Annotated in this window: 16 protein-coding genes; 10 read left to right on the forward strand and 6 right to left on the reverse strand. The window is 68.2% G+C overall.

Annotation, left to right across the window (positions count from 1 at the left end; genetic code table 11):
• Positions 1-2 precede the first annotated feature (2 nt).
• The 4 genes from EAH68_RS07605 (at position 3) to EAH68_RS07620 (ending at position 3,786) form a co-directional block, all read left to right on the forward strand.
• Positions 3-974 carry an ABC transporter ATP-binding protein gene (locus EAH68_RS07605; protein ID WP_126120716.1) on the forward strand — a complete coding sequence of 324 codons (972 nt, stop codon included), beginning with the start codon at positions 3-5 and terminating at the stop codon, positions 972-974.
• Position 975: 1 nt separating this feature from the next.
• Positions 976-1,761 carry an ABC transporter permease gene (locus EAH68_RS07610; RefSeq protein WP_241228345.1) on the forward strand — a complete coding sequence of 262 codons (786 nt, stop codon included), beginning with the start codon at positions 976-978 and terminating at the stop codon, positions 1,759-1,761.
• A gap of 61 nt (positions 1,762-1,822) precedes the next feature.
• Entirely contained in the window at positions 1,823-2,806 is a 984-nt protein-coding gene (locus EAH68_RS07615) for a COX15/CtaA family protein (protein WP_126120717.1), read from the forward strand.
• A gap of 14 nt (positions 2,807-2,820) precedes the next feature.
• Positions 2,821-3,786 (forward strand): quinone oxidoreductase family protein, encoded by a 966-nt coding sequence (locus tag EAH68_RS07620; protein ID WP_126120718.1) that lies wholly within the window; start codon positions 2,821-2,823, stop codon positions 3,784-3,786.
• 30 nt (positions 3,787-3,816) lie between these two features.
• Here EAH68_RS07620 and EAH68_RS07625 read toward each other — a convergent pair whose 3' ends face one another.
• Positions 3,817-4,749 (reverse strand): heme o synthase, encoded by a 933-nt coding sequence (locus EAH68_RS07625; protein WP_126120719.1) that lies wholly within the window; start codon positions 4,747-4,749, stop codon positions 3,817-3,819.
• A 320-nt stretch (positions 4,750-5,069) separates the two neighbouring features.
• On the opposite strand from EAH68_RS07625, the gene tkt reads away from it, so the two are divergent.
• The 6 genes from tkt to EAH68_RS07655 are packed head-to-tail and all read left to right on the forward strand — an operon-like array spanning position 5,070 to position 12,490.
• Complete coding sequence (tkt, locus tag EAH68_RS07630) at positions 5,070-7,169, forward strand: transketolase (protein WP_126120720.1); 2,100 nt, start codon at positions 5,070-5,072, stop codon at positions 7,167-7,169.
• Between the two features lie 34 nt (positions 7,170-7,203).
• Entirely contained in the window at positions 7,204-8,283 is a 1,080-nt protein-coding gene (gene tal / locus EAH68_RS07635; RefSeq protein WP_126120721.1) for a transaldolase, read from the forward strand.
• Between the two features lie 39 nt (positions 8,284-8,322).
• Positions 8,323-9,867 carry a glucose-6-phosphate dehydrogenase gene (zwf, locus tag EAH68_RS07640; protein ID WP_126120722.1) on the forward strand — a complete coding sequence of 515 codons (1,545 nt, stop codon included), beginning with the start codon at positions 8,323-8,325 and terminating at the stop codon, positions 9,865-9,867.
• Between the two features lie 21 nt (positions 9,868-9,888).
• On the forward strand, positions 9,889-10,815 hold the full coding sequence (locus tag EAH68_RS07645; protein ID WP_126120723.1) for a glucose-6-phosphate dehydrogenase assembly protein OpcA: 927 nt from the start codon (positions 9,889-9,891) through the stop codon (positions 10,813-10,815).
• 17 nt (positions 10,816-10,832) lie between these two features.
• Positions 10,833-11,573 (forward strand): 6-phosphogluconolactonase, encoded by a 741-nt coding sequence (gene pgl, locus EAH68_RS07650; RefSeq protein WP_126120724.1) that lies wholly within the window; start codon positions 10,833-10,835, stop codon positions 11,571-11,573.
• A complete protein-coding gene (locus tag EAH68_RS07655; RefSeq protein WP_126120725.1) occupies positions 11,573-12,490 on the forward strand; it encodes an alpha/beta fold hydrolase in 918 nt (305 codons plus the stop codon). The genes pgl and EAH68_RS07655 overlap by 1 nt, the downstream gene beginning before the upstream one ends.
• Here the strand turns inward: EAH68_RS07655 and secG are convergent.
• The 5 genes from secG to gap form a co-directional block, all read right to left on the reverse strand.
• Entirely contained in the window at positions 12,487-12,723 is a 237-nt protein-coding gene (gene secG, locus EAH68_RS07660; protein WP_126120726.1) for a preprotein translocase subunit SecG, read from the reverse strand. The genes EAH68_RS07655 and secG overlap by 4 nt on opposite strands.
• A gap of 60 nt (positions 12,724-12,783) precedes the next feature.
• Complete coding sequence (ppc, locus tag EAH68_RS07665; RefSeq protein WP_126120727.1) at positions 12,784-15,555, reverse strand: phosphoenolpyruvate carboxylase; 2,772 nt, start codon at positions 15,553-15,555, stop codon at positions 12,784-12,786.
• A 37-nt stretch (positions 15,556-15,592) separates the two neighbouring features.
• The gene (gene tpiA / locus EAH68_RS07670; protein ID WP_126120728.1) at positions 15,593-16,375 is read right to left on the reverse strand and encodes a triose-phosphate isomerase; all 783 of its coding nucleotides are present in this window, start codon (positions 16,373-16,375) and stop codon (positions 15,593-15,595) included.
• 33 nt (positions 16,376-16,408) lie between these two features.
• Complete coding sequence (gene pgk, locus EAH68_RS07675) at positions 16,409-17,626, reverse strand: phosphoglycerate kinase (protein WP_126120729.1); 1,218 nt, start codon at positions 17,624-17,626, stop codon at positions 16,409-16,411.
• 162 nt (positions 17,627-17,788) lie between these two features.
• Positions 17,789-18,796 carry a type I glyceraldehyde-3-phosphate dehydrogenase gene (gap, locus tag EAH68_RS07680; protein WP_126120730.1) on the reverse strand — a complete coding sequence of 336 codons (1,008 nt, stop codon included), beginning with the start codon at positions 18,794-18,796 and terminating at the stop codon, positions 17,789-17,791.
• Between the last annotated feature and the right edge of the window lie 178 nt (positions 18,797-18,974).

Here is an 18,974-nt window from a genome sequence, read left to right on the forward strand (position 1 = left end):
CCGTGTCTGCAACTTTCGGTGGAGCGTCTGACCCTCTGGTCGGGCCCGCTCTGGAACTCAGGGACGTGGTCAGGAACTTCGGTGCCACCACCGCCGTCAACGGGATTTCGTTGAGCGCCCGGCGGGGCGAGGTCTTCGCCCTGCTCGGACCCAACGGCGCCGGCAAGACGACCACGATCGAAATGTGCGAGGGCTTCATCCGCCCCACCTCCGGTGATATCCGCGTGCTCGGACTTGATCCGGTCACCCAACCGGACGAGGTCCGCCGCCGCATCGGCATCATGCTGCAGGGCGGCGGCTCCTACTCCGGCATCCGGGTGGGCGAGATGCTGCGCCTCGCCGCCGCCTACAACGACGATCCGCACGACCCCGAGTGGCTCATCGACGTCCTCGGCCTCGAGGGGGTACGCAACACCACCTGGCGGCGCCTGTCGGGCGGTCAGCAGCAGCGGCTGTCCCTGGCCCTGGCCCTCATCGGTCGGCCGGAGCTGATCTTCCTCGACGAGCCGACCGCCGGGATGGACGCCCAGTCGCGTCTCGCGGTGTGGGAGCTCATCGACGCCCTGCGTGCCGACGGCGTCACCGTCATCCTCACCACCCACCTCATGGACGAGGCGGAGGCCCTGGCCGACCACATCGTCATCATGGACAAGGGTGAGATCGTCGCGCAGGGCACCCCGGCTGAACTGACCACCAACGGTGAGACCGGCGCCCGGGTGACCTTCGCCACCGACAGCCCCCTCGACACCGCCCGGGCCGGCCGGGAGATCACCCGCCGCTGCCCCGGTGCCGCCCCCATCGAGGCGATCCGCCCCCTGCACTACTGCCTGTCCACCGTCGCCACCCCGGCGCTCATCGCCGCCCTCACCGACGCCGCCGCCGAACAGGACGTGCTCGTCCGACGGCTCGACGTCGACCACCGGAACCTGGAGGAGGTCTTCCTCGATATCACCGGACGGAATCTGAGGAGCTGACATGACCAAAGAAACCATGACCACCACCCGCTTCGCCCCCGGCACCTTCACCCCTGCCCCGAAACGTGCCTCCGCCGCCCGCATGTTCGCCGCACAGGGCCGGATGGAGACGATCCTGTTCCTGCGGCACGGCGAGCAGCTGCTGCTCAGCGTGATCATCCCCCTGATCATGCTCGTGGCCACCGCCCGGATGCCCCTGCTGGGTGAGGAGACCACCATCCAGCAGATCCTGCCCATGATCCTGGCGATCGCCACCACCAGCTCCGGTTTCACCGGCCAGGCCATCGCCCTGGCCTTCGACCGCCGCTACGGGGCCCTCAAGCGCACCGGTGCTTCCGGGGTCCCTGCTTCGACGATCATCGCCGGCAAGGTCATCGCCGTCGCTGTCATGGCCGGCCTGCAGACCCTCCTGCTGGGCACTGTCGCGCTTGTGCTCGGCTGGCGGGCCGAACCCCTCGGCGTGCTCCTGGCCCTGGTGGTGCTGTTCATCGGCGTCGCCGCCTTCAGCGCCCTGGGGCTGCTCATGGGCGGGACGCTGAGCTCCGAGCTGGTGCTCGCCCTCGGCAACCTGATCTGGGTCCTGCTCGTCGGCGTCGTCGGCTGGGTGCTGTGGTCCCAGGGGTTAGACGTGGCCGGTTGGTGGACGCTGGTCCCCTCCGTGGCACTGGCCTCCGGCCTCACGCTGGCCTTCGACGGCTCGCTGCCCTGGCTGGAGATCCTCGTCCTGCTGGCCTGGGCGGGTGCGGCGTCGGCTGCGGCGGCGAAATGGTTCCGCTTCGAGGCGTAGATATTCCCCACACCCCACACACCGGATCACTTCTCCGGACCTGCCGGAACACACAGATAGGATGGGTACCGTGACTGACACCGTGACCGCCACTGACAACCCACGAACCTCCCGCGGACCCTCGGTCCGCCTCCAGCGCATACTGGCCTTCATTCTGCTGCTGGCCCAGGGTGGCATCACCGTCACCGGCTCGGTCGTGCGGGTAACCGGATCCGGCCTAGGCTGCGACACCTGGCCCAACTGTCACGAGGGTTCGCTGGTACCCGTCGCCGGCGCCGCCCCGGCCCTCCACCAGGCGATCGAGTTCGGCAACCGCCTGCTCACCTTCGTCCTCGCCGCCATCGCGTTGGCCGTGTTCATCGCGGTGCTCCGGGCGGGCCGTCGACGAGAAATCAAGGTTTATGCCTTGATTTCTGGTATTGGTATCATCCTGCAGGCCGTCATCGGCGGGGTCTCCGTGCTCCTGGACCTGCAGTGGTGGGCCGTGGCCATCCACTTCCTGCCGTCCATGGTCCTGGTGTGGATCGCCGCCCTGCTGTACATGCGCCTGGCCGAACCGGACGATGCCCAGCCGGTGCGGATGTTCCCCGCTCTGATCCGCACGCTCACCGTCGTGGCCGCCGTGGCCCTGGCGCTGGTGCTCATCACCGGCACCATGACCACCGGAGCCGGGGTGCACTCCGGTGACGCCGGGGTGGGTATGGAGGGCCGCCTGGAGGTGGACATCAAACTGATGGCCTACATCCACGCCAGCGCCATGTACCTCTATCTGGCCGCCACCCTTGTGGTCACCTGGCTGCTGCACCGCCACAAGGCCCCGGCCGCCGCCCGACAGACCGCCTACGTCCTCATCGCGATGATCCTCGTCCAGTGGGGCATCGGCCTGATCCAGTTCTACCTGGGTATCCCCCGCTGGACCATCCCCGTCCACATCGCCATGTCCTCGGTCGTGGTGGCCTTCTCCGCCTTCCTCTACGCGCACGGTCTGCGCCGCACCAGTTACACCCCACTGCGCGCAAAGGCCGACGCAAACGCACAGCGGTAACTAACCTGGATGCCATGAAGGCAATCCAGATCACTGAAACCGGAGGACCCGAGGTCCTCGTCCTGCGCAACGTCGAGGCGCCGGTCCCGGGCGAAGACGAGGTACTCGTCGACGTCATGGTGGCCGGCGTCAACTACATCGACACCTACTACCGCGAGGGCGTCTACCACGCCGGACTCCCCTTCATCCCGGGACTGGAGGGCACCGGACGGGTCGTCCACGACCCCCTGGGCGAGATCGCCGAGGGCACCGTCGTCGCCTGGTCCGAGGCCTTCGGCTCCTACGCCGAGCAGGTGTGCGTCGCCCGTGACCGCCTGGTCGCCGTCCCTGAGGGCGTGGAGCCGGAGGTGGCGGCCTCCATGCTGCTGCAGGGCATCACCGCCCACTACCTCACCCACGGTGTCTATGACCTGAACGAGGGCGATTCCTGCCTCATCACCGCCGGTGCCGGCGGCGTGGGCCTGCTGGTCACCCAGATGGCCGCGGCGAAGGGCGCGCGGGTGTTCTCCGTGGTCTCCTCCGACGAGAAGGCGGAGCTGGCCCGCGAGGCCGGCGCCACGGAGGTCTTCCACTACTCCGAGAACCTCGCGGAGGTCGTGCGCCGCCGCAACGGCGGGGTGGGCGTGGACGTCGTCTACGACGGCGTCGGCAGGGACACCTTCGGCGAATCCCTGGAGGCCGTGCGCCCCCGCGGCACCGTCGCCCTGTTCGGTGCGGCCTCCGGGCCTGTGGAGCCCTTTGACCCGCAGCTGCTGAACACCCACGGCTCAATCTTCCTCACGCGCCCCTCCATCGGCGCCTGGACGTCCGGGGAGGGCGAGTTCCGCATGCGCGCCCAGGCAGTCACCCAGGCCATCGTGGACGGGACACTGCAGTTCCGGATCTCCGGTTCCTATGAGCTTGCCGACGCCGCGCAGGCCCACCGCGACCTCCAGGCACGAAAAACGACCGGGTCGATTGTCCTGCACGTGCAGGACTGACCGCGGTCGTCGATGAGCTGCGCCGGGAGACTAGAAGAACGTGGTGGTCCAGCCCAGCATGGAGCCGATGGTCTCCCAGCCCAGGACGGCGTCGATGGACAGGGCCACGAAGACCAGTGCCAGGTAGTTGTTCGAGAGGATGAACAGCTTGAGGGGCTTGACCTTTGTGCCCTTCTTCACGCCGTTGTGCAGCAGGATCGCCGAGATGAGGAAATAGGCGCCACCGGCCACGGCACCGGCCAGGTAGATCCAGGAGGCGGCCGGGACGAGCAGCAGGGTGGTCAGCACGGTCGCCCACGTGTACCAGACGATCTGGCGGGTGACCTCGACGGGCTCACGGACCACCGGGAGCATCGGCACGCCGGCGTTCTTGTAGTCGTCGCGGTATTTCATGGCCAGGGCCCAGGTGTGCGGCGGGGTCCAGAAGAAGATGATGAGGAACAGCACGATCGCCTGCCACCACTGGGCGGGCACGCCCTCAGGCAGGTTGTCGGTGATGACGGCCCAACCGACCATGACGGGCATGCAGCCGGCGGCACCGCCCCAGATGACGTTCTGCCAGGTCCGGCGCTTGAGCCACTTGGTGTAGACGTAGACGTAGAACCAGTTCGTCAGCACGATGAAGAAGGCCGCGAGCCAGGAGCCGCACAGCAGCCCCAGCCACAGCACCGACAGAACCAGCAGCGTCCACGCGAAGATGGTGGCGTTGCGGTTGGACACGGTGTGGCGGACCAGCGGACGGGCGCGGGTGCGGCCCATCTTGTGGTCGATGTCCGAGTCGGCGACCATGTTGAAGGTGTTCGCGGCGGCGGCGCCCATCCAGCCACCCACCAGGGTGAGCAGGATGAGGACGATGTTGTTCTCGCCGCGGTCGGCCTGCAGCATTGCGGGGATGGTGGCTACGAGGAGCAGCTCAATGACCCTCGGCTTCGTCAGCGCAATATAGGCCTTGATTGTCTCCAAGGGAAAGTTCCTCCAACGGCAGGTGTGTGAAAAGACGGGGGCGCATCTCAAGGTGGCGCCTACCTGGACTGGTCGGGTGGGGCGGCGGAAAAGTTCCCGGCCGCGATAAACCTCGGGGATCCAGCCCTGCCATCCTAACGTCCACCTCCCCCAGCCTGATAATCCCCCACCAGGTCCGGAGAATCTTGTGTGGGCCGCAGCACCCCGGGAGACGTTGAGTCACTAAGGTGGTGGGTGCTGTGGCTGCCCGGCGCCTGCGTGCCGGATCGCACACCACCAGAACCCCCTTGACGATCAACTTTGAAGTGAGGAATCCGATCGTGACCCTGTCGCCCGACCTGCAGGCCCTGACGGAGCGCCGTTACCCCACCGACTGGACCGAGACTGACACCCGCGCGGTGGACACCGTCCGCGTCCTGGCCGCCGACGCGGTCCAGAACTGCGGCTCCGGCCATCCGGGTACCGCGATGTCCCTGGCGCCGTTGGCCTACACCCTCTACCAGCGGGTTCTGGACCATGACCCCAACGACACCGACTGGATCGGCCGCGACCATTTCGTCCTGTCCTGCGGTCACACCTCGTTGACCCAGTACATCCAGCTCTACCTCGGCGGCTTCGGCCTCGAGATGGATGACCTGAAGGCACTGCGCTCCTGGGACTCCCAGACCCCGGGCCACCCCGAGGTCCACCACACCCGTGGCGTGGAGATCACCACCGGCCCGCTGGGTCAGGGCCTGGCCTCCGCCGTCGGCATGGCCATGGCCGCCCGCCGTGAGCGCGGCCTCTTCGACCCGGAGACCCCGGCCGGCGAGTCCCCCTTCGACCACTTCATCTACGTCATCGCCTCCGACGGTGACCTCCAGGAGGGTGTCACCGCTGAGGCCTCCTCCCTGGCCGGCACCCAGCAGCTGGGCAACCTCATCGTCTTCTGGGACGACAACCGCATCTCCATCGAGGATGACACCCAGATCGCCTTCACCGAGGACGTCGTCGCCCGCTACGCCGCCTACGGCTGGCAGACCATCGAGATCGAGGGCGGCGAGGACGTCGCGGCCATCGAGGCCGCCGTGGTCGCCGCCAAGGCCGAGACGGAGCGCCCGACCTTCATCCGTCTGCGCACCGTCATCGCCCACCCGGCCCCCAACGCCCAGAACACCGGCGCCTCCCACGGCGCAGCCCTCGGTGCGGAGGAGGTCGCCGCGACCAAGGAGATCCTGGGCTTCGACCCGGCAGCCCACTTCCACATCGACGATGAGGTCCTCGCCCACACCCGCAAGCTGGGTGAGCGCAGTGCACGCAAGCGCGCCGAGTGGCAGCCGAAGTTCGACGCCTGGGCCGAGGCCAACCCGGAGGCCAAGGCACTGCTCGACCGCGCCACCGCCCGCGAGCTGCCCGAGGGCCTGGCCGAGGCCATGCCGAGCTGGGACGCCGACGCCAAGGGCGTGGCCACCCGCAAGGCCTCCGAGGCCGCACTGCAGATCCTGGGTGAGCAGATGCCGGAGCTGTGGGGTGGTTCCGCCGACCTGGCCGGCTCCAACAACACCGTGATCAAGGGCTCGCCCTCCTTCGGCCCGGAGCACATCTCCACCGACACCTGGTCCGCCGAGCCCTACGGCCGCAACCTGCACTTCGGTATCCGTGAGCACGCCATGGGCTCCATCCTCAACGGCATGGCCCTGCACGGCCCGACCCGCCCCTACGGCGGCACCTTCCTCATCTTCTCCGACTACATGCGCCCGGCCGTCCGCCTGGGTGCCCTGATGAAATCCGACGTCTACTACGTGTGGACCCACGACTCCATCGGCCTCGGCGAGGACGGCCCGACCCACCAGCCGGTGGAGACCCTGGCCGCGCTGCGTGCCATCCCGGGCCTGTCCATCATCCGCCCGGCCGACGCCAACGAGACCGCCCAGGCCTGGGCCGCCGCGCTCGAGTACCGCGAGTCCCCCAAGGGGCTGGCCCTGACCCGCCAGAACGTCCCGGTGCTGGAGGGCACGAAGGAGAAGGCCGCCGAGGGTGTCCGCCGCGGCGGCTACATCCTGGTCGAGGGCTCGAAGGAGACCCCGGACGTCATCCTCATGGCCACCGGTTCCGAGGTCCAGCTGGCTGTCGAGGCCGCGAAGACCCTGGAGGCCGAGGGTGTCGCCGCCCGCGTCGTCTCCATGCCGTGTGTCGAGTGGTTCCTGGAGCAGGACGCCGCCTACATCGAGTCGGTCCTGCCCACCGCCGTCACCGCACGTGTCTCCGTCGAGGCCGGCATCGCGATGCCGTGGCACCGTTTCACCGGCACCGCCGGCCGCAACGTCTCCCTCGAGCACTTCGGTGCCTCCGCCCCCTTCCAGAAGCTCTTCGAGGAGTTCGGCATCACCGCCGACGCCGTGGTCGAGGCCTCCCGCGAGTCCATCGCCGCCGCCCAGTAGCCGTACATCCGACCTTCAAGTAAAGGACACAACCATGACCCACATTGACGAGCTCGCCTCGCTGGGCACGTCCACCTGGCTGGACGACCTCTCCCGCGAGCGTCTCACCTCCGGCAACCTGCAGGAGGTCATCGACAACAAGTCCATCGTCGGCGTGACCACCAACCCGTCCATCTTCGCCGCCGCCATGAGCGCCGGCGACGCCTACGACGAGCAGATCGCCGCCCTCCGCGAGGCCGGCGCCGCCGTCGACGAGGCCGTCTACGCCATGACCGTCGACGACGTCCGTGACGCCTGCGACATCTTCCTGCCCATCTACGAGGCCACCGACGGCCGGGACGGGCGCGTCTCCATCGAGGTGGACCCACGTATCTCCGCCGATCACGATGCCACCATCGCGCAGGCCCGCCAGCTGTGGAAGCGCGTCGACCGCCCGAACGTCATGATCAAGATCCCGGCGACCTCCGAGTCGATCCCGGCGATCACCGACGCCCTGGCTGAAGGCATCTCCGTCAACGTCACCCTCATCTTCTCTGTGGCCCGCTACCGCGAGGTCATCGCCGCCTACCGCACCGGTGTGCAGCGCGCCGCCGCAGCCGGCCATGACGTATCGCAGATCCGCTCCGTGGCCTCCTTCTTCGTCTCGCGTCTCGACGTCGAGATCGACCGCCGTCTCGAGGAGATCGGCTCCGAGGAGGCCCTGGCCCTGCGCGGTAAGGTCGGCATCGCCAACGCCCGCCGCGCCTACGCCGTCTTCCAGGAGATCGGGGAGAAGGACCTCCCCGAGGGTGCACATGTCCAGCGCCCCCTGTGGGCCTCGACCGGTGTGAAGAACCCGGACTACCCGGCCACCCTCTATGTCACTGAGCTGGCCGGCCCGGAGACCGTCAACACCATGCCGGAGCCCACCATCGACGCCGTCCTCGAGCAGGGCGGACTCCACGGTGACACCCTCAGCGGTACCGCCGAGGAGGCGCAGGCCGTCTTCGAGCAGCTCGTCGCCGTGGGCATCGACCTGGATGACGTGTTCGAGGTGCTGGAGCGGGAGGGCGTCGAGAAGTTCGTGGCCTCCTGGTCCGAGCTCCTGGATTCGATGGCCACCCAGCTGCAGTAACACCCGGCACCCTCCCCACCGAAAAGGAAGAGAACGCGCATGCCCCTGCCCGTGACCGACACTGATGCCTGGGTCAACCCGCTCCGCAGCACCGAGGACAAACGGCTGCCCCGGATCGCCGGCCCCTCCGGCATGGTGATCTTCGGCGTCACCGGTGACCTGGCCCGCAAGAAACTGCTCCCGGCCATCTATGACCTGGCCGGCCGTGGTCTCCTGCCCGCCGGATTCACCCTCATCGGTTTCGGGCGGCGTGCCTGGACGAAGCCCGAGTTCGAGGCCTACGTCCGTGAGGCCGTCGAAGCGGGTGCGCGTACCCGCTTCCGCGAGCACGTCTGGGAACGGCTGGCGGAGGGCATGCACTTCGTCGAGGGTAATTTCGACGACGACGGTTTCGACCGGTTGGCGGCCATGCTCTCCGAGATGGATGCCACCCGCGGTACCGCCGGTAACTGGGCGTTCTACCTGTCGGTGCCACCGGACTACTTCTCCGATGTCTGCCACCAGCTGCAGCGCTCCGGACTCGCGGAAGCCGGGGAGCAGTCCTGGCGGCGGGTGATCATCGAGAAGCCCTTCGGCCACGACCAGGCCACCGCGCGCGAGCTCAACCAGGTGGTCAACTCCGTCTTCCCGGAGGAGTCGGTGTTCCGCATCGACCACTACCTGGGCAAGGAGACGGTGCAGAACATCCTGGCGCTGCGCTTCGCCAACCAGCTCTTCGACCCGCTGTGGAACGCGCACTACGTCGACCACGTGCAGATCACCATGGCCGAGGACATCGGCCTCGGTGGGCGCGCCGGCTACTACGACGGTATCGGCGCCGCCCGCGACGTCATGCAGAACCACCTCCTCCAGCTGTTGGCCCTCGTCGCCATGGAGGAGCCGGTCTCCTTCGACCCGACGGAACTGCAGGACGAGAAGGTCAAGGTGCTGCGCGCCACGAAACCCGCCTACCCGCTGAACCGGACCACGGCACGTGGCCAGTACGCCGCCGGCTGGCAGGGCTCCCACAAGGTCCGCGGCCTGCGGGAGGAGGAGGGCTTCGATCCCGAGTCCATCACCGAGACCTACGCGGCCTGCACCCTGGAGATCAACTCCCGCCGCTGGGCGGGCGTGCCCTTCTACCTGCGGACCGGGAAGCGTCTGGGCCGCCGCGTCACGGAGATCGCCCTGGTGTTCAAGGAGGCCCCGCACCAGCCCTTCCTCGAGGGGCAGACCTCCTCGCTGGGCAAGAACGCCATCGTCATCCGCGTCCAGCCGGACGAGGGTGTGCTCATGCGCTTCGGCTCCAAGGTACCCGGCTCCGCGATGGAGGTGCGTGACGTGAACATGGACTTCTCCTATGCGGAGGCCTTCACCGAGGAATCCCCGGAGGCATACGAACGCCTCATCCTGGATGCACTGCTCGACGAGTCCAGCCTCTTCCCCACCAACGAGGAGGTCGAACTGTCCTGGGCGATCCTCGACCCGATCCTGGATTACTGGGCGGAGAGCGGGCAGCCGGAGGAGTACGAGTCCGGTACCTGGGGTCCGGTCAGCGCCGACCGGGTGCTCGAACGTACCGGCCGTGCCTGGCGCCGTCCCTAGAAGATCCGAGAAAGGCCGTACATGATCATCACCCTGCCGGACACCGACACCCGCAACATCGCCACCAGTCTGCTCGAGGCCCGGGAGAACTACTCCCAGACCACCGGGCGGGTGCTCACCCTCATCGTCGTCGCCGCGCTCGACGACGACGTCGACCACATCATCTCCGTCACCCGTGACGCCTCCCACGAACACCCCGCCCGCGTGCTGGTGCTGCTCACCGGCAGTGGTGAGGGGAAACCGCATCTCGACGCCGAGGTACGCGTCGGCGGTCACGCCGGTGCCTCGGAAATGGTCATCATGCGCATCAACGGCGAGATGGTCGACCATCTCGCGGCAGTGGTCACCCCCCTGCTGCTGCCCGACACCCCCGTCGTCGCGTGGTGGCCGACCACCGCCCCCGACAACCCCTCGGCCCACCCGGTGGGCCGGCTCGCCCAGCGCCGGATCACCAACGCCGATTACTGCGCCACCGACGACATCCTCTCGCAGATGAGCCGCTCCTACGCCCCCGGTGACTCGGACGTGGTGTGGTCGAAGATCACCGGCTGGCGCGGCATCGTCGTCTCCGCCCTCGACCGCCACCCGCAGGAGGCCGTCGAGTCCGCCACCCTCATCGGCCCGGCCCACGAACCCTCGATCGACATCGCGGCCGGCTGGCTCGCCGACCGCCTCGGGGTGCCCGTCGCCCGCGTGGTGTGCGCCCCCGGTGACGATCACCGTCTCTTCCCAATCCGTTCCCTGCGTTTCGACCGGGCCTCCGGGCCGCTCACCGTCGAGGTGGTCGACCACCGCACCATCCGCGTGCAGCTGCCCGGCAACCCCGAGTCCCTCGTCGCGATGAACGCCCGTTCCGACGCCGACTGCATCGCCGAGGAACTGCGCCACCTCGACCCCGATCTCGCCTACGCCAATGCCCTGCGCGGCCTCAGCCGCGTCGCGCACTGACCCCAGTGAAGGAAAACATGGTCTCCCTCCGTCGTCCCGACACCCTGTCCACCCTCATCGACCAGGCCGCAACCTCGTTCATCGACGTCATCACCTCTGTCCAGGCCACCGGCCGCAGCCGCCACCGTGACGGCACCGCCCGGATCGTGCTCACCGGCGGCGGCGCCGGCATCGGCCTGCTGGAGCGCGTCCGGGTCCTGGAGGCCGAGGACCCCAGGATCGACTGGTCGCATGTCCACGTCTTCTTCGGAGACGAACGCAATGTGCCCGTCACCCACGCCGATTCCAACGAGGGGCAGGCCCGGCAGGCGCTGCTCGACCACGTGGACATCCCCGAGGAGAACATCCACGGTTACGGCCTGGGTCAGGTCGCCATGTGGGAGGCGGCCGACAACTACCAGGCGGTACTCAACGAGGTGGCCCCGCAGGGCTTCGACCTCCACCTGCTGGGGATGGGCCATGAGGGCCACATCAACTCACTGTTCCCCCACACCGAGGCCGTCCGGGAATCGGAACGGCTGGTCATCGCGATCACGGACTCCCCCAAGCCGCCGGCTGAGCGGGTCACCCTGACGCTGCCGGCCATCCACCGCGCCGACCAGGTCTGGCTGCTGGTCGCCGGGGCGGAGAAGGCGGAGGCTGCGGCGCACGTCCTCGCCGGTTCCGATCCGGCCGCCTGGCCTGCCGCCGGGGCGCGCGGCAATGACGACACCGTCCTGTACGTCACCGACGACGCCGCAACCGACCTGGACCGGTGATGCCCGGCCGCCTGCCCTCCTGGCGTGACTACGCCGCCTTTCTCCCGGAAGGCAGGCGGAGGCAGGTCGCTGCGCCGACCACGCAACGGTGGATGTGGCGCGGCCATGATGTCCGCATCCTGCGCCGCGGTGCGGGGCAGGCACCGGTCCGGGTGCTGCTGGTCCACGGGGGCGGTGGGCACGCCGAGGCGCTGTGGCCGCTGGCCTCCCTCATCCGGGCCGACGTCGCCGATCTTGCCGCGGTGGATCTGCCTCTCTACGGCTCCACTCTCCCGGCGGATCCGGCTGCGGTGCGTTACGACGACTGGGTGGGTCTGCTTGTCGACTTCATCGCGACGGAGGACGACGGCCGCCCGCTGGTGCTGCTCGGCGCGAGTATGGGCGGGCTGTTGTCCGTGGAGACCGCGGAACGCTCAGGCCGGGTCGCCGCGGCGGTGGTCACCTGCCTGTTGGACCCCGCAGACTGGCGGGCCCGTCTGGCCATGGCCCGCTTCGGTCTCCTGGGTGTGCTGGGGGCGGCGCTCCCGCGCCGACTCCCCGGCCCGCTGGCCCACCGGCTGATCCCCATGAACTGGGTGGCCGACCTCGGTGCCATGAGCCGCGACCCGGGACTCACCTGGTTGTGCGCGACGGATCCCCGCGGCGGTGGTGTGCAGGTACCGGTGGATTTCCTCGCCTCATACCTCCGCTACCCCCACACCCGACCCGAACAGGTGGAGACGCCGGTCCTGCTGGCGCATCCGGCCAGGGATGACTGGACGCCGGCGGAGATCAGCGTCCGGTGGCTGCGGCGCAGTCCCGCGCAGGCCGGGATCCGGCTGCTGGCGGAATGCGGTCACTTCCCGGTGGAGGAACCGGGCCTGGGCCACCTCATCGAGGAGGTCGAGCAGACCTGCCTCGGCCTCGTGGCTGACTAGCCGCCGTAGGCCTGGATGAGGTTGAGGGCGATGATGCAGACGATCCAGATGATCGCCATGAAGATGGTGTAACGGTCGAGGTTCTTCTCGACGATCGTCGAACCCGACAGGTTCGACTGCACGCCACCACCGAAGAGGCTGGACAGGCCGCCGCCCTTGCCCTTGTGCAGCAGCACGAACACCGTGACGAGCACGGCGGAGAGCACGAGGATGATCTGGAGCGCAAGGGTCATGGTGCTTGGTGGTCCTTTGAGGGGTCGGCGGGTGAAACTCCTGGACAGTCTACATCAGGACTAACCGGAGTTGCGGAGGGCGGTGGCGAGCCCGTTCATCGTCAGCTGGATGCCGCGGGAGACGGCCTCGCGGCTGTCACCGGCACGGTGTCGGCGCAGCAGCTCCACCTGGATGATGTTCAGGGGCAGCAGATAGGGGAAACGGCGCCGCACGGAGCGGGCCAGGGCAGGGTTGTCCGCCAGCAGCTCCTCGCTGCCGGTGACGGTGCTGAACATCTCCCTGGTCAGTTCGAATTCCGCGGCGATGATGCCGTGGATGCGTCCGGCGATCTCGCGGTCGTCGACAAGCCGGGCGTACAGGGCGGCCAGCTCCATGCCGGCCTTGGACATGACCTGGGCCATGTTGGAGACGACCGAGGAGAAGAAGGGCCACGTCTCGTAGAGGGCGCGCAGTTCGGCGATGCGCGCCTCGCGGTCCTCCCCTGATTCGATCCACTCCTGCAGGGCCGTGCCTACGCCGAACCAGCCGGGCAGCAGCACGCGCGCCTGCGACCAGGCGAGCACCCACGGGATGGCCCGCAGATCCTCCACGCCCTTTGTCTGCTTCCGCGATGTCGGACGGGAACCGATGTTGAGGGCACCGATCTCACCCAGCGGGGTCGACTGGGTGAAATAAGGGATGAAGCCGGGATCCTCGTGCACGAGGGCGGAGTATTTCCGGCGGCTGATGGCGGCCAGTTCACGCATGATGTCCACGGCGCGTGCCCGGTCGGCCAGTTCGTCGACCGGCAGGAGGCTGGCCTCCAGCGTCGCGGAGACCAGCGCCTCGAGGTTGCGGCGGGCGGTGCGCGGCGAGCCGTACTTGGCGGAGATGATCTCGCCCTGCTCTGTGATGCGCACGGAACCATCGACCGCGCCCTGGGGTTGGGCGAGCAGCGCCTCATAGGAGGGGCCGCCGCCCCGGCCGACGGTGCCGCCCCTGCCGTGGAACAGACGCAGACGTACCCCGTGCTCCCGGCCGGCCGCCACCAGCTGGGTCTCCGCGTCGTAGAGTGCCCAGTTCGCGGCGAAGTAACCCCCGTCCTTGTTGGAGTCGGAGTAGCCCAACATGACCTCCTGGACGTTGCCGCGCTGGGCGAGGTAAGCCCGGTACAGCGGCAGCTCCCACAACCTGCGGAGGATGTCGGCGCCGGCCTCGAGGTCGTCGATGGTCTCGAACAGGGGGATGATGTCGATGCTGCCGCCCGGCCCCTCCCCGTTCGCCCGGATGAGACCGACTTCCTTGAGCAGCACCATCGGCTCGAGGATGTCACTGACCGACTGGGCCATGGAGATGATCTGGTGCGGGATCATGTCCGCACCGAAGCGGGCGACGCTGTCGGCCGCCTGCTGGATGAGGTCGAGTTCCCGCTGGGTGGCCTCGCTGAAACGGCGGTAGCCGCGCGGGACGAGCGGGCGTGGGGTGCGCAGTTCCCGGGTGAGCAGCTCGATCCTCTCCTCCTCCCCCAGCGAGTGGTACGCGGGGTGGACGTGCGCAGTGGCGAAGACCTCGGAGAGGACATTCTCGAAGCTCTCGGAGTTCTGGCGCAGGTCGATCGAGTGGAGGTGGAAGCCGAAGCTGGCGACCGCCGCCCGGATGGTGGCCAGGCAGTCGTCGGCGATGATGGCGTCGTTGGACATCCGCAGGGAATCGTCGACGATCTTCAGGTCAGCGTCGAATTCCACCGGGGAGGTGTAAGGCTCGTGCACGCGGTGCCAGGTACCTTCGACGGCATCCTCACCGATGAGGGCGGCGGTGGTGGCCAGGATGCGCCCCCGGATGCCGTGGACGGCACGGCGGTAGGGTTCGTCGACGCGTGAGGCGACATCGTTGTGGCCGCGGCCGGCGAGTTCGACCAGCTCGACGGTGACCGCGGTCATCCGGTCGGAGAGACTGAGTTCGTTCTCGAGGTCGTGGAGCTGGTCAGCGTAGTGGCGCAGAACGGTCTGCGCGGCCCGCCGGGAGGCGTAGTCGAGGGTCTGGGCGGTGACGAAGGGGTTGCCGTCGTGGTCGCCCCCGATCCAGGAGCCGGGGCGGACGATGGCCCGGGCCGCACTGCCCTGCAGTTCAGCATGGAAACGACCCGTGAGGGTGTCGTGGACGTCCTGGTTCAGCGCCGGGATTTCCTGGAGCAGGGAGAGCAGGTAGTAGCGCAGGCCGACCTCGATCTCGTCCTCGATGCGGGGACGGGACTGGCGGATCAGCGCGGTCTGCCACAGGATGGTCATGCGCCGGCGGATGCGGTGCTCGATGTCCGCGAGCCGTGATTCGGTGCGCGCCGTCGGATCGGCGTCCTGGACGCGGTGCCGGTCCAGCATCAGCCGGGTGATGTTCTTCTGGGCGTCGAAGACCGTGCGGCGGCGTGTCTCCGTGGGATGCGCGGTGAACACCGGGGCCACCAGGGCCTCCGACAGGATCTTCCCGACGTCCGCGGCCCCTACCCCGGCGGCCTCGTACTTCTCCCAGGTCGCCTCGAGCGTGGAGTCGGGGACCCCGCCGCCGTCGAGGACGGCCTCATGGTTGAAGTCGTCGTGGATGTCCTCCGCCAGATTCGCCATGAGGGCGAAGTGGCTGAAGGCCCGGATGACGGGGGTCGCGCGGTGTGGGTCGATGTTGCGGAACAGATCGACGAGCACCTCCAGGGAGGCGTTGCCCTTGGCCACCTCGAATGCCTGGCGGCGGGCGTGTTCAACCAGGTCAAAGACCTCCTGCCCCTCCTGTTCCGCGATCACCTGGCCGAGGATCCGGCCCAGATAGCGGATGTCTTCCTGCAGATGATCACGGTCGGCCATGAGGTGGGTTCTCCTGGTGTTCGGTGGCGGGGTCGGGTCAGGCGACGGCGCCTGCGGCGGCGGCCGCGAGACGGGCGAATTCCTCGCCGTCCAGCGAGGCACCGCCGACGAGACCGCCGTCGACGTCCGTCTGGCTGATGATCTCCGCGATGGAGTCGGTCTTGACGGAACCGCCGTAGAGGATGCGGATGCCGGCGGCGACCTCCTCACCGGCGAGCTCACGGATGAGGCCACGGATGGCGGCGCACACCTCCTGCGCGTCGGCGGCGGAGGCGACCTTGCCGGTGCCGATGGCCCAGACCGGCTCGTAGGCGATGACGGTCTTCGCCAGGTCCTCGGCGGACAGACCGGCGAGGGAATCGCGGGTCTGGTTGACCACGTGCTCGACGTGGGTGCCGGCCTCGCGGATCTCCAGCGGCTCGCCGACGCACACGATCGGGCTGATGCCGTGCCTGAGGGCGGCGGCGGCCTTGGCGGCGACCAGCTCATCGGATTCGTTGTGGTGCTCGCGGCGCTCGGAGTGGCCGACGATGACCCAGGTGCAGCCGAGCTTGGCCAGCATCTGGGCGGAGACCTCACCGGTGTAGGCGCCGGACTCGTGCTGCGAGACGTCCTGTGCGCCGAAGGTGATGTTCAGCTTGTCGCCGTCGACGAGGGTCTGCACGGAGCGAATGTCGGTGAAGGGAACGGTGACGGCGACGTCGACCTTCTCGTAGTGGTCCTTCGGCAGGGCGAAGTCCAGCTTCTGGACGGTCGCGATCGCCTGGTGGTGGTCCAGGTTCATCTTCCAGTTGCCGGCGATGAGGGGGGTGCGTGCCATGGTGGCACTCCTTTCAGGTGGGGAAACCGGGTGCTAGCGGTTGAGGACGGAGACGCCCGGCAGTTCCTTGCCCTCGAGGAATTCGAGGGAGGCGCCGCCACCGGTGGAGATGTGGGAGAAGCCGGCCTCGTCCAGGCCGAGGACGCGGACGGAGGCGGCGGAGTCGCCGCCGCCGACGACGGAGAAGGAGCCGTTGTCGGCGGTCGCGTCGATGATGGCCTGGGCCACGCCCTTGGTGCCCTGGGAGAACGGTGCCATCTCGAAGACGCCCATCGGGCCGTTCCAGAAGACGGTCTTCGAGGTGGCGAGCACCTCGGCGAACTTCTCCACGGACTCCGGGCCGATGTCCGGGGACAGCCAACCCTCCGGGATGCCGTCGAGGGCGACAATCTTGTGCTCGGCGTCGGCGGAGAACTCGGAGGCGGCGATGAGGTCGACCGGCAGGACGATCTTGTCGCCGAAGCGGGCGAGGAGGTCCTTGCAGGTGTCGATCATCTCCTCCTGGAGGAGGGACTTCTGGGTGTTGTAACCCTGGGAGGCGAGGAAGGTGTAGCACATGCCACCGCCGATGATGATCTTGTCGGCCTTGCCGGCCAGGGCCTCGATGACGCCCAGCTTGTCGGAGACCTTGGAGCCGCCGAGGATGACCACGTAGGGGGATTCGGGGTTGGTGGCGGTCTTCTCCAGGACGGAGATCTCCTTCTCCACCAGCCTGCCGGCGTAGGCCGGGAGACGCTTGGCCACGTCGTAAACGGAGGCCTGCGCACGGTGGACGACGCCGAAACCGTCAGAGACGAAGGCACCGTTGTCGGCGGCGAGCTCGGCGAGCTGCTCGGCGAAGGCGCCGCGCTCGGCCTCGTCCTTGGACGTCTCGCGGGCGTCGAAACGCACGTTCTCCAGCAGGAGGACATCGCCCCCGGTCAGGCCGTTGGCACGCTCGTGGGCGTCCTCACCGACGACGTCGCCTGCCAGGGCCACGTACTGGCCCAGGGCATCGGACAGGGCCTCGGCGACCGGGGCCAGGGAGTACCTGGCGTTGACCTCGCCCTTGGGGCGACCGAGGTGGGCCATGACGATGACCTTGGCGCCGCCCTCGACGAGCGCCTGCAGGGTGGGCAGGGAGGCGGTGATGCGTCCCGCGTCGGTGATCTCACCGGCGTCATTGAGCGGGACGTTGAAATCCGAGCGGACGAGGATGTGGCGGTCTTCGACACCCTCGTCGAGCAGGTCCTGCAGGGTCTTGACGGTCATGGCTGGCTCCTTGACTCTATGTGTTGATGAGTGAAAATGGCGGCTGAAGATGGTGGCTCCGGCTGGACAGCCGAAGGGCCCGGCGTGTGCCGAGGCACACCCGGGCCGCAGGGCCGCACCTCCCCAGGCCTCAGCTGTGGGCCGGGAAGATGCCGGGTGTCTCTACTGGAGCTTGGCGGCGACCAGCTCGGTCAGACGCAGCAGCTGGCAGGTGTAGCCCCACTCGTTGTCGTACCAGGCGACGACCTTGACCTGGTCGCCGATGACCTTGGTCAGGCCGGAATCGAAGATGGAACCGTGCGGGTCGGAGATGATGTCGGTGGAGACGATCGGGTCCTCGGTGTAGGCGAGGGTCTCGCCGAACTCACCCTGCGCGGCCTCCTTGATGATGGCGTTGACCTCCTCGACGGAGGTCTCGCGGGAGGCGGTGAAGGTCAGGTCGGTGGCGGAGCCGGTGATGGTCGGGACGCGCAGGGCGTAGCCGTCCAGCTTGCCCTTCAGCTGCGGCAGGACCAGGGCGACGGCCTTGGCGGCACCGGTGGAGGTCGGGACGATGTTCACGGCCGCTGCGCGGGCGCGGCGCAGGTCCTTGTGCGGGGCGTCGTGGAGACGCTGGTCACCGGTGTAGGCGTGGATGGTGGTCATCAGACCACGCTCGATGCCGAGCTTCTCGTCCAGCACCTGGGCGACGGGCGCCAGGCAGTTGGTGGTGCAGGATGCGGCGGAGATGACGTTGTGGTTCTCAGCGTCGTAGTCCTGGTGGTTGACGCCGTAGACGAAGGTGGCGTCCTCGTTCTTCGCCGGGGCGGAGATGATGACCTTCTTGGCGCCGGCCTCGATGTGGGCCCTGGCTGCCTCGGCGTCGGTGAAGAATCCGGTGGACTCGATGACGATGTCGACGTTGTGGGCGGCCCAGTCGAGGTTCTTCGGGTCACGCTCAGCAGAGACGGCGATGCGCTTGCCGTCGTAGGTGATGGAGTCATCGTCGAACTCGACCGCGCCCGGCAGGCGACCCAGGATGGAGTCGTACTTCAGCAGGGTCGACAGGGTCTTGTTGTCGGTGAGGTCGTTGACGGCGACAACCTCGACGGCCTCGCTGCGCTCCAGGACTGCACGGAAGAAGTTACGGCCGATGCGGCCGAAGCCGTTGATGCCTACGCGGATGGTCACGATAATCTCCTCGGGTTTGTGAATAGTCATGTCCGGATGTGACCGCGCTATCCGTCGCGTTGACTATGTGTCACGGCCCATCAGGTCACAGTTTAGCGACAGTTTCCCACCCCCGCAGCGGTCAAACAGACGGATCCGGACCTGTGGACACGTCATATCCCCGCTTCCCGGCCCGCCG

This window comes from Corynebacterium hylobatis (assembly GCF_003955685.1).
Taxonomy (GTDB): Bacteria; Actinomycetota; Actinomycetes; order Mycobacteriales; family Mycobacteriaceae; genus Corynebacterium; species Corynebacterium hylobatis.

Bases quoted from the DNA above. Each gene is read 5' to 3' on its own strand.
- EAH68_RS07620 (WP_126120718.1), top strand. From the start codon at position 2,821: ATGAAGGCAATCCAGATCACTGAAACCGGAGGACCCGAGGTCCTCGTC.
- EAH68_RS07610 (WP_241228345.1), top strand. From the start codon at position 976: ATGACCAAAGAAACCATGACCACCACCCGCTTCGCCCCCGGCACCTTC.
- EAH68_RS07645 (WP_126120723.1), top strand. From the start codon at position 9,889: ATGATCATCACCCTGCCGGACACCGACACCCGCAACATCGCCACCAGT.
- secG (WP_126120726.1), bottom strand. From the start codon at position 12,723: ATGACCCTTGCGCTCCAGATCATCCTCGTGCTCTCCGCCGTGCTCGTC.
- zwf (WP_126120722.1), top strand. From the start codon at position 8,323: ATGCCCCTGCCCGTGACCGACACTGATGCCTGGGTCAACCCGCTCCGC.
- ppc (WP_126120727.1), bottom strand. From the start codon at position 15,555: ATGGCCGACCGTGATCATCTGCAGGAAGACATCCGCTATCTGGGCCGG.
- EAH68_RS07615 (WP_126120717.1), top strand. From the start codon at position 1,823: ATGGGTACCGTGACTGACACCGTGACCGCCACTGACAACCCACGAACC.
- EAH68_RS07655 (WP_126120725.1), top strand. From the start codon at position 11,573: ATGCCCGGCCGCCTGCCCTCCTGGCGTGACTACGCCGCCTTTCTCCCG.
- pgl (WP_126120724.1), top strand. From the start codon at position 10,833: ATGGTCTCCCTCCGTCGTCCCGACACCCTGTCCACCCTCATCGACCAG.
- tal (WP_126120721.1), top strand. From the start codon at position 7,204: ATGACCCACATTGACGAGCTCGCCTCGCTGGGCACGTCCACCTGGCTG.
- tpiA (WP_126120728.1), bottom strand. From the start codon at position 16,375: ATGGCACGCACCCCCCTCATCGCCGGCAACTGGAAGATGAACCTGGAC.
- pgk (WP_126120729.1), bottom strand. From the start codon at position 17,626: ATGACCGTCAAGACCCTGCAGGACCTGCTCGACGAGGGTGTCGAAGAC.